The organism is Methylibium sp. (assembly GCF_013817365.1).
GTDB lineage: Bacteria > Pseudomonadota > Gammaproteobacteria > Burkholderiales > Burkholderiaceae_C > Methylibium.
Window position 1 is genome coordinate 1 of sequence record NZ_JACDCU010000140.1, and the last position, 8,751, is coordinate 8,751.

At 68.7% G+C, this 8,751-nt stretch carries 7 protein-coding genes; 2 read left to right on the forward strand and 5 right to left on the reverse strand.

All coding sequences use genetic code 11. The annotated features are described in order from the left end of the window. From H0W38_RS10355 to H0W38_RS10375, 5 genes are all read right to left on the reverse strand, one after another. A partial coding sequence (locus H0W38_RS10355) for a M24B family metallopeptidase (protein WP_292453594.1) occupies positions 1-1,612 on the reverse strand: 1,612 nt, incomplete at its 3' end. A gap of 146 nt (positions 1,613-1,758) precedes the next feature. Further along, positions 1,759-3,159, reverse strand: a complete 1,401-nt coding sequence (locus H0W38_RS10360; protein ID WP_292453582.1) for an NAD(P)/FAD-dependent oxidoreductase — start codon at positions 3,157-3,159, stop codon at positions 1,759-1,761. After that, entirely contained in the window at positions 3,156-4,538 is a 1,383-nt protein-coding gene (locus H0W38_RS10365) for a TAXI family TRAP transporter solute-binding subunit (RefSeq protein ID WP_292453583.1), read from the reverse strand. The genes H0W38_RS10360 and H0W38_RS10365 overlap by 4 nt, the downstream gene beginning before the upstream one ends. A gap of 55 nt (positions 4,539-4,593) precedes the next feature. Then, positions 4,594-5,487: an EamA family transporter RarD gene (gene rarD, locus H0W38_RS10370; protein WP_292453586.1), complete on the reverse strand. Its 894-nt coding sequence runs from the start codon at positions 5,485-5,487 to the stop codon at positions 4,594-4,596. Positions 5,488-5,535: 48 nt separating this feature from the next. Continuing rightward, on the reverse strand, positions 5,536-5,886 hold the full coding sequence (locus tag H0W38_RS10375) for an FKBP-type peptidyl-prolyl cis-trans isomerase (protein WP_292453589.1): 351 nt from the start codon (positions 5,884-5,886) through the stop codon (positions 5,536-5,538). Positions 5,887-6,125: 239 nt separating this feature from the next. Between H0W38_RS10375 and H0W38_RS10380 the strand changes: the two genes are divergently transcribed. Together H0W38_RS10380 and H0W38_RS10385 are read left to right on the forward strand one after the other, a co-directional pair. After that, positions 6,126-7,868 carry a serine/threonine protein kinase gene (locus tag H0W38_RS10380; RefSeq protein WP_292453591.1) on the forward strand — a complete coding sequence of 581 codons (1,743 nt, stop codon included), beginning with the start codon at positions 6,126-6,128 and terminating at the stop codon, positions 7,866-7,868. Positions 7,869-7,884: 16 nt separating this feature from the next. Next, positions 7,885-8,751 (forward strand): AMP-binding protein (locus H0W38_RS10385; RefSeq protein WP_292453592.1); only part of this gene is annotated, 867 nt, incomplete at its 3' end.

Genomic DNA, 8,751 nt, shown 5'->3' on the forward strand with positions numbered 1-8,751 from the left:
GCGTGAGCGTCTCGAAGCGCAGGAACTCGCCGAACTCGTCGCTCGGCGCCGGCACGGTGAGCACGAGGTTCTCGATGCGCACGCCCCAGCGGCCGGGGCGGTACAGGCCGGGCTCGACCGAGGTGATCATGCCGGGCTGCATCGCCATCTCGGGCGTGACCACCGCCTTGCTGATGCTCTGCGGCCCCTCGTGCACGTTGAGGAAATAGCCGACTCCGTGGCCGGTGCCGTGCCCGAAATCGCAGCTTGCGGCCCACAGCGGCGCGCGCGCGATCGCATCGAGCATCGGCCCGGGCGTGCCCAGGGGAAAGCGGGCTCGGGACAACGCGATCGTGCCCTTGAGCACCAGCGTGTAGTCGCGCTTCATGGCCGCGCTGGGCATGCCGATGGGCCAGACGCGCGTGACGTCGGTCGTGCCGCCGAGGTATTGCGCGCCCGAGTCGATCAGCAGCAGACCGTTGGCCTCGACGCCGCCCTGGCGCGAGATCTGTGCGTGTGCAGTCTCGGTCGCGCGGTAATGCGGCATCGCGCCGTTCGCGTTGAAGCCGGCGATGACGGGAAAGCTCAGGCCGACATAGCCGGGCTGCCTGGCACGCTCGGCGCTCAGCCGCTGCGCGACCGTCAATTCAGTGATCGCCTCATGGGCCAGCGCCCGCTCGAACCAGGCATAGAAGGCGCACATGGCGGCGCCGTCGTGCGCCATGGCCTCGCGCACGAAGGCGGCCTCGGCGTCGCTCTTGCGGCTCTTGAAGAGCGTCGTCGGATTGATCGACTCGACCAGACGCACGCCGTCGGCGACAGCCTCTCGCAGGGCGAGGGTCACACGCTTCGGATCGATGAGCAGTGTGCTGCCGGCGGGCAAGGCGGCGAGCGCCGAGCCGGCTTGTTCGTAGGGCAGCAGGAGCACGCCGTCAGTGGCCAAGGTCGCGGCCAGCGCAGCATCGACCTTGCCCGCACCGACGAAGAGCTGCGCCTCGCCGTCGCGTTCGACGATCGCGTGCGCCAGGAACACAGGGTTGTATTCGACGTCGGCGCCGCGCAGATTGAAGAGCCAGGCGATGTCGTCGAGGGTCGAGATCAGGTGATGCGTGGCGCCCTGCCTGGCAATGGCTTCGCGCAGGCGCGAGAGCTTGGCGTTTCGCGCGGTGACTGCATGCGGTGCGAGGTGCTCGTACAGGGCCGCGGCGGGCAGGGCAGGGCGTTCGGGCCAAGCTCCTGCGAGCGGATCCTCAACGGTGCGCAAAGCGATGCCGGCGGCCACCAGCCCGCTGCTCAGCTGCTCGGCGGCAGCCAGACCGAGCACCGCGCCATCGACCGCGACCGTGCCGCCCGATGCAAGCTGCGACACCAGCCATTGCACATGTGCATTCGACTGGGCCGTGGCGATCTTCACCAGCTCGATCCCGCTGCCGGCCAGCTCGGCCTCGGCCTGTTCCCAGTAGCGGCTGTCGGCGAACAGGGCCGCGCGGCTGTCGGCCAGCACGGCCAGCGTGCCCATCGAGCCGGTGAAGCCCGAGAACCATTCACGGGACTGCCAGTGACCCGGCAGGTACTCGGAGAGATGCGGATCGCTCGACGGCAGCAGCACCGCGTCGAATCCCTTCGCGCGCATCGCCTTGCGCAATTGCTCGAGGCGCAGGCGGATCGGTGAGAGGCGGGTGTCCAAAGCGCTTGTCCTTGCTGGCAAGAAAGCGGCGCGGCGATGCACGTGCCGACCGCGCCGGGCGACGCGGTTGCGTTGCCAACGGCTGCTGCAATTTAGGCGCTGCGCTCGGCCGTGGGGCGGGGCGCTACGTCCGGGTCGGCCACCACGCGGGCCTGACGCTCGAAGCTGAAATAGGCCCACGCCCAATCGGTCAGCACCACCATCCGGTTGCGAAAGCCGATCAGGAAGTAGATGTGCACGAACAGCCAGAACAGCCAAGCCAAGCCGCCGCTGAACTGCACGGGGCCGAGCACCGGCATGTCGACCGCCGCAACGGCTGCCCGACGGCCGATCGTGGCCAGCGAGCCGTAATCGGCATAGCGAAACGGCTTCGTCGGCTCGCCCCGCAGACGAGCGAGCAGGTTGTTGGCCGCCGTGCGGCCCATCTGCTTGGCGGCGGGGCTGACGCCCGGCACTGGCTGCGGCGTGCCGGTTCTGTCGGGGCTGGTGGCCGCCGCCAGATCGCCGACCACGAAGACCTCGGGGTGGTCGTTCACGCTCAGGTCGGCATTGACCACCACGCGCCCGGCACGATCGAGCACGCAACCGGTGGTCGCAGCGAGAGAGGCGCCGAGCGGCGAAGCGGCCACACCGGCCGCCCACACCACGGTCTGCGCATCGAGCCTGCGGGTGCTGCCGTCGAGCGCCTCGTAACTCAGCCCGTCGGCATCGATCGTGCTGACCTTGGCGTTGGTCAGCACTTCCACACCGAGCGAGCGCAGTTGCTCCAGCGCCTTCTGGGAGAGCTTGTCGCTGAAAGCGCTGAGCACGCGCGACCCGCCCTCGACCAGCACGACGCGCGTGCGTCGGGAGTCGATGCGGCGGAACTCCTCGGGCAGCGTGTGCTGCGCGATCTCGGCCAGCATGCCGGCCATCTCCACGCCGGTCGGTCCGGCGCCCACCACGGCGAAGGTCAGGTAGGCGTTGCGCCGCGCCATCTCGGCCTCGCGCTCCGCACGCTCGAAGGCCAGAAGCACGCGGCGCCGAATGTTGAAGGCGTCGGCCAGCGTCTTGAGCCCCGGCGCGTGGTCCGCCCAGCCGTCGTTGCCGAAATAGCTGTGGGTGGCACCGGCGGCGACGATGAGGTAGTCGTAGTCGATGCGTTCCGGGCCGCCGTCGGCCATGCCCCGATCTTCGAGCAGCACGCTTTTCGCGCCGGCGTCGATGCGGCTCACTTCGCCGAGCAGGATGGTGAGGTTGCCGCGCCGCATCTCGCCGCGCAGGATGTGGCGTATCGGCCCCGAGATGGCCGGTGCGGACAGGCCCGCGGTGGCCACCTGGTACAGCAGCGGCTGGAACAGGTGATGGTTGGTGCGGTCGATCAGCGTGATCTCGACCGCCGCCTTGGACAAGACGCGCACCGCCTCGATGCCGCCGAAGCCGCAACCGATGATGACGACACGAGGCTTGGAGGGCACGGCGGACGAGGAAGTGGCAGGCGAAGGTGTGCTCATGAGACCGTCGGGTTGGGAGTCTGGGCGCCCAGTGCGCGCAGCTTCTTGCGCACCAGGTCGATGTGGCTGCGCAGCGCGTACAGCTCGTCTGCATGCGAGAGCGGCACCTGCAGCTGCTTGACCTTGGCGTCGAGTTCGTCGAGGTCGTTCATCAGCGGCTGTGCGCCTCGAGCGTGATCCAGGCCGTCGGCCAGGCCTTCCTCGATCTGGCGCAGGCGCGCATACCAGCGGAACACGCGCGAGCGCACCCGCAATTCGTAAAGCGGCGGCAGCACGCGCGAGAGCGGAATCAGCACCACGATCACACCGGCCAGCACCACCCACATGCGGTCGATCAGGTTGGCCAGCCAGAACGGCAGGTAGCGCTGGAGGAAGGGCGGGCCCGATTGAAAAAAGCGCGCTGCTTCCTTGGCCAGCGGCAGCTCGCTGCCGAGCAGACTCGGGAACTCGCCTCGCCTTTGGAACCAGCCGGCGCCGCTGTGGATGGCGCTCGCCGCTTGCACGAAAAGCTGCTGCAGGGCCGGGTGGGCATCTTCGCGCGCGACGAGCATCGCCGTGGGTGCGAGCAGTCGGATGTCCTGCGCCGGCACGTCTTCGCCGAGTTTGACCACGCCGCGCGGCAGCAGCACGGGCGAGACGACGGGCAGGCGCCGCGAATAGGCCTCGGCCTGGGCGAAATCCATCAGCCCGATGCCAGGCGTGAGCAGCAGCATCTGCACCAGTGGCGACTCCGGCGCCGAGGTGTAGACGAGCGCATCGGTTTCGCCCGCGAACAGGCTCACCACGGCCGGCGTGTTGCCCAGGCGCTGCACGACCAGGTCTTGCGGCGCGAGGCCGTTGGCGTCGAACAACCGCAGCATCAGGTTGGTTACGCCGCTGCCGGGAGCGCCGATGTTCACGCGCCAGCCCTTCAGCTGAGCCAGGCTTTCGAGTTGCTCGCTGCCGAGTTTTTCCTTCGCGGCGGCCTCGCGATAGAACAACCACACCGGCTCGTAGAACAGGCTGCCCAGCGACACCAGATCCGGCGGCGGTCCTTCGTCGTTGCGCCGCAGCCGGCCGGCGCCGCCTTGCACGAAGGCGAAATCGACGCCCGATTTCGGGTCTTGCAGCAGCTTGAGGTTCTCCGAAGAGCCCTGCGTCGCGCGCAGTTCCACTTCGATGCCGAAACGCTGCAGATGGGCCTTGTAGCGCTGGCCGAATTCGGCATAAGCGCCTTGTTCGGGGCCCGTGGCCAGCGTGACTTTCTTCGGTGGCGTGGGATCGAGCGCCCAGTAGGCCAATACCAGCAAGGCCAGCGCGATCAGCACGAAAGGGCCGCCTGTGACGAGCAGGTCGCGCGTGTTGATCAGCGTGTCGCGGAACTTCGGCAAACGGGGCATCGGCGGGGGCAATGACAGGAGGCGGCGCAGCGGCGATTCTCGTCCAGCGCCGCGATCAGGCGCTTGTTCCGCTGCGCCGGCTGCGCCACAAGCTCTCGACGCTGTAAAGCGCCAGTGCCGCCCATATCGCTCCGAACCCGATCGCGCGCGGCGCACCGAAGGGTTCGTCGAAGATCAGCACACCCAACAGCAATTGCAGGGTCGGCCCGATGTACTGCAGCAGGCCGAGCAGCGCGAACGGGATGCGCCGCGCACCGGCGGCAAACAGCAGCAGCGGTATCGCGGTGATGGGTCCGGCGGCGACCAGCAGCCATCGCGTGGTGGCGCCGCTGTCGGTGAATGCGGCCTGACCTTGCAGCGCGAGCCAGGCCAGGACGGCGAGCGCGATCGGGCCCAACATCAGCGTCTCCATGGCCAGCCCTTCGAGCGCACCTAGCGGCGCGGTCTTGCGCAGCAGGCCATAGCCCGCGAACGACACCGCAATCGCCAGCGCAATCCAAGGCGGCGCGCCGGCCTGCACGGTGAGCCACGCGACACCTGCCGCAGCCAGCGCCACGGCCGCCCACTGGCCGCGCCGCAGGCGCTCGCCGAGAACGAGCGCGGCGAACAGCACGTTGACCAGCGGATTGATGAAATAACCCAGGCTCGCCTCGACGATGCGGTCGTTGGTCACCGCCCAGATGTAGAAAAACCAGTTGATCGCGATCAGCAGCGAACTGGCCGCGCAACTGCGCAGCACGCGCGCATCGCAAAGTGCCGCGCCGAGCCAGGTCCACCGGCGTTGCGCGGCCAGCAATGCGGCCACGAAGAGGAGCGACCAGGCCACGCGGTGCGCCAGCAGCTCCAGCGGCGGCACCGCCTGCAGCGCCTTGAAGTACAGCGGGAAAAGTCCCCAGCATGCATAGGCGAGGCTGGCCTGCAGGATGCCGCGGTTGACGTTGGAGGGCACGGTGATCGCAAGGCCGGCCGACTCAGGCGCCGGCCGGGAGCGGTGGTGTCAGTCCACGCCAAGCAGATCGACTTCGAACAGCAGCGTCGCGTTCGGCGGGATCACGCCACCGGCGCCGCGTGCACCGTAGCCCAGCGCAGCGGGGATGACGAGTCGGCGCGCACCGCCGACCTGCATGCCCGCCACGCCTTCGTCCCAACCCCGGATCACCATGCCGGCGCCGAGCTCGAACTCGAAGGCTTGGCCGCGGTCCTTGCTGGAGTCGAACTTGGCGCCGGCCTTGCCGTCGTCGTAGAGCCAGCCGGTGTAGTGCACGCTGACCTTCTGCCCTGCAGCCGCGGTGGCGCCGCTGCCGACGGTGGTGTCTTCGTACTGCAGGCCCGAGGGAGTGGTGTGCATGGCAATCCTTTATGGAATGGGAACGGGAATGGGTCGAGCAGCATAACGGCCGGTGCAAGCCTTGCCGTTCGGCCGTGGCCAGAGTGCGCTTCGTGCAAACACGGCCACAGCGGTGCGGTTCTCCGTGAGGTTCGACACGCTTCGTGCTGCGGTGGACGCGGCATCACGCCAGCGAGGCGCGTTGCGGCGTCCAATGCGGAACTGAAACGGTTTGTCACGTTTGCCTCGTCCTGTCTTGAATGAGCGCTTCCCAAGCTGAAATCGACCCCGACGCGCTCGCGCCGGGCACTCGCCTGTCCGAGTTCGAGATCGAGCGGGTGCTGGGGATCGGCGGCTTCGGCATCGTCTACCTGGCGTTCGACCATGCGCTCGAACGTCATGTGGCCTTGAAGGAATACATGCCCGCGGCGCTCGCGGCCCGGCGCGGTGGCACACAGATCGCCGTGCGCTCGGAAGCGCACGTCAAGACCTTCGGCATCGGGCTGCGCTCTTTCGTGAACGAGGCGCGGCTGCTGGCACGCTTCGACCATCCGGCGCTGGTCAAGGTCTACAGATTCTGGGAAGAAAACGGCACCGCCTACATGGTGATGCCTTACTACGAGGGCCAGACGCTGAGCAACGCGCGCACCGCGATGGCGTCACCGCCGAACGAGGACTGGCTGCTGGCATTGGCCGACGCGATGCTCGGCGCGTTGGAGGCGCTTCACCGCGAGCAGGTCTATCACCGCGATGTCGCGCCCGACAACATCCTGCTGCAGCCCGACGGCACGGCTGTGCTGCTCGACTTCGGCGCGGCGCGGCTCGTGATCAGCGACCGCACGCAATCGCTCACCGCCATCCTCAAGCCGAATTTCGCGCCGATCGAGCAGTACGGCGAATCCTCGCAGCTGCTTCAGGGCCCCTGGACCGACCTCTACAGTCTGGCTGCGGTGCTGCATTTCTGCCTCATCGGCCGTGCGCCCGTGCCGGCGGCACTGCGCATGCTGCACGACGAACTGCCCTCGCTGCTGGCGCTTGGCGATGAGTTGACCGCAGCCGACGGCTCTCACTACAGCGCCGCCTTCCTTGCCGCGATCGACGCGGCGCTGGCCGTGCGGCCGCAAGCCAGACCGCAGCACGCGGCGGCCTTTCGGGCCGCACTGCACGGCGAGCCGGCGCCGCCGGTCGGGGCGGAACTCATCGCCTTGCCGGCCAAGCCGCAGAGCAGCATGTCACGGGCGCCCTTTGCGCCGACCGAGGCACGGCTGCGGCACTCGGGCGGCGCGCCCGCCGTGACCACGGCCTGGGCGACGATCGCCCCCAGAACCGATCAACCGGCCGAAACCTCGGCAGCGAAAGCGGCGCAAATCCCGGGCAAGCGCTCCGTGCTGGCGGCGGCGGTGCTGGCGCCGTTCGCGACGATGCCGCCGCGGCGCTTGGCGATGCTGGGCCTGGCGCCTGCAGTTCTTGCAGGGCTTATGGCTTACTCCGCGATGCGGCCGGAAACACCGGCGGCCGAGTTCGTCGAAAGCCGCGCGCCCTTGTCGCCGGCCATGCGGGCGCCGAGCGTTGCAGAGCCGCCCCCGTCGGTGCAGATCGTCACCGAACTCATCGTGGAACCTGCGCAGACTGCTGCCGTCCCTGCGCTTGTCTCTCCGTCGCCGCCCTTGTCCGCCGCGCCTGTCGCGCAACGCAAGGCGCCGCCCACCACCGTCGCTTCCGGTGAAACCCCGCCTTTTGCACTGGAAACGACGCGGCAGGCAGCTACCGACGAGGCCGTCGCCGCGGCGGCCGACAGTTCTTCGGCGCGCACGCAACGCGCGCGTCCCGTGCGCGCTCCCGCAGCAGCGGCGCAGACGGCTCGGCAGTCCTGCGGCGACCGCAATTTCTTTTCGATGCAGTTTTGCCTGCAGCGCCAGTGCAGCAAGCCGGAGTTCGCGCGAGACACCGAATGCCTCGATCTCCTGGAACGTCAAGGCAACCAGACCCGGCCCTCGTTCTGAGGGGATGCGCGCCGCCATGAGCACCGTTCCCGCCGATCGACCGCACCTTGCGCACTGGCCCAAGCGCCTGCCGCTGGAACTGGTGGTGCCCGACACCACGCTGTGGTTCAACCTGGAAGTCGCGGCGCGCCGCTACCCCGACAAGCCCGCCTACGTCTTCTTCGGCCGGGAACTCGCCTACGGCGAACTGCAGCGCCAGGCCGAGGCTCTGGCCGGCTGGCTGCAACAGGTGGCCGGCGTGAAGCGCGGCGATCGGGTCGCGCTCTATCTGCAGAACTGCCCGCAGTTCGTCGTCGCCTGCTATGCGGTGCTGCGGGCCGATGCGGTGGTGGTGCCGGTCAATCCGATGAACAAGGCCGACGAGTTCGGCCACCACATCACCGATCCCGGAACGCGGGTCGTCGTGTGCAGCGCCGATCTCGCCGTCAACGTGGCGCAGGCCGATGCCGCGCTGCCTTGCGGGCAGCGTCTCGCCCACCTGCTGGTCACCCGCTACGACGACGCGCTGCCTGAGCGTTTCGATCCCGATCTGCCGGTGCCGCAAGCGATGGCGCAATGGCTGCGTGCCGATCCGCCGTTGCCGCAAGGCCTGCCGGTCACGCGCTGGAACGATGCGCTCGCCGCCGGCCATGTGCCCGGCCCGCACACCGCCACGCCCGACGATCTGGCGCTGCTCCCCTACACCTCCGGCACCACGGGGCTGCCCAAGGGCTGCATGCATCCGCACCGCACGCTGATGCACAACGCGGTGGGGGGCGGCCAATTCGGCTTCGGCGGCCCGGAGGCGGTGAGCCTGGGGGTGGTGCCGCTCTTTCACATCACCGGCATGGTCTACAGCGTGCTCGGTTCGGTCTACCTCGGTGGCACGGTGGTGCTCATGCCG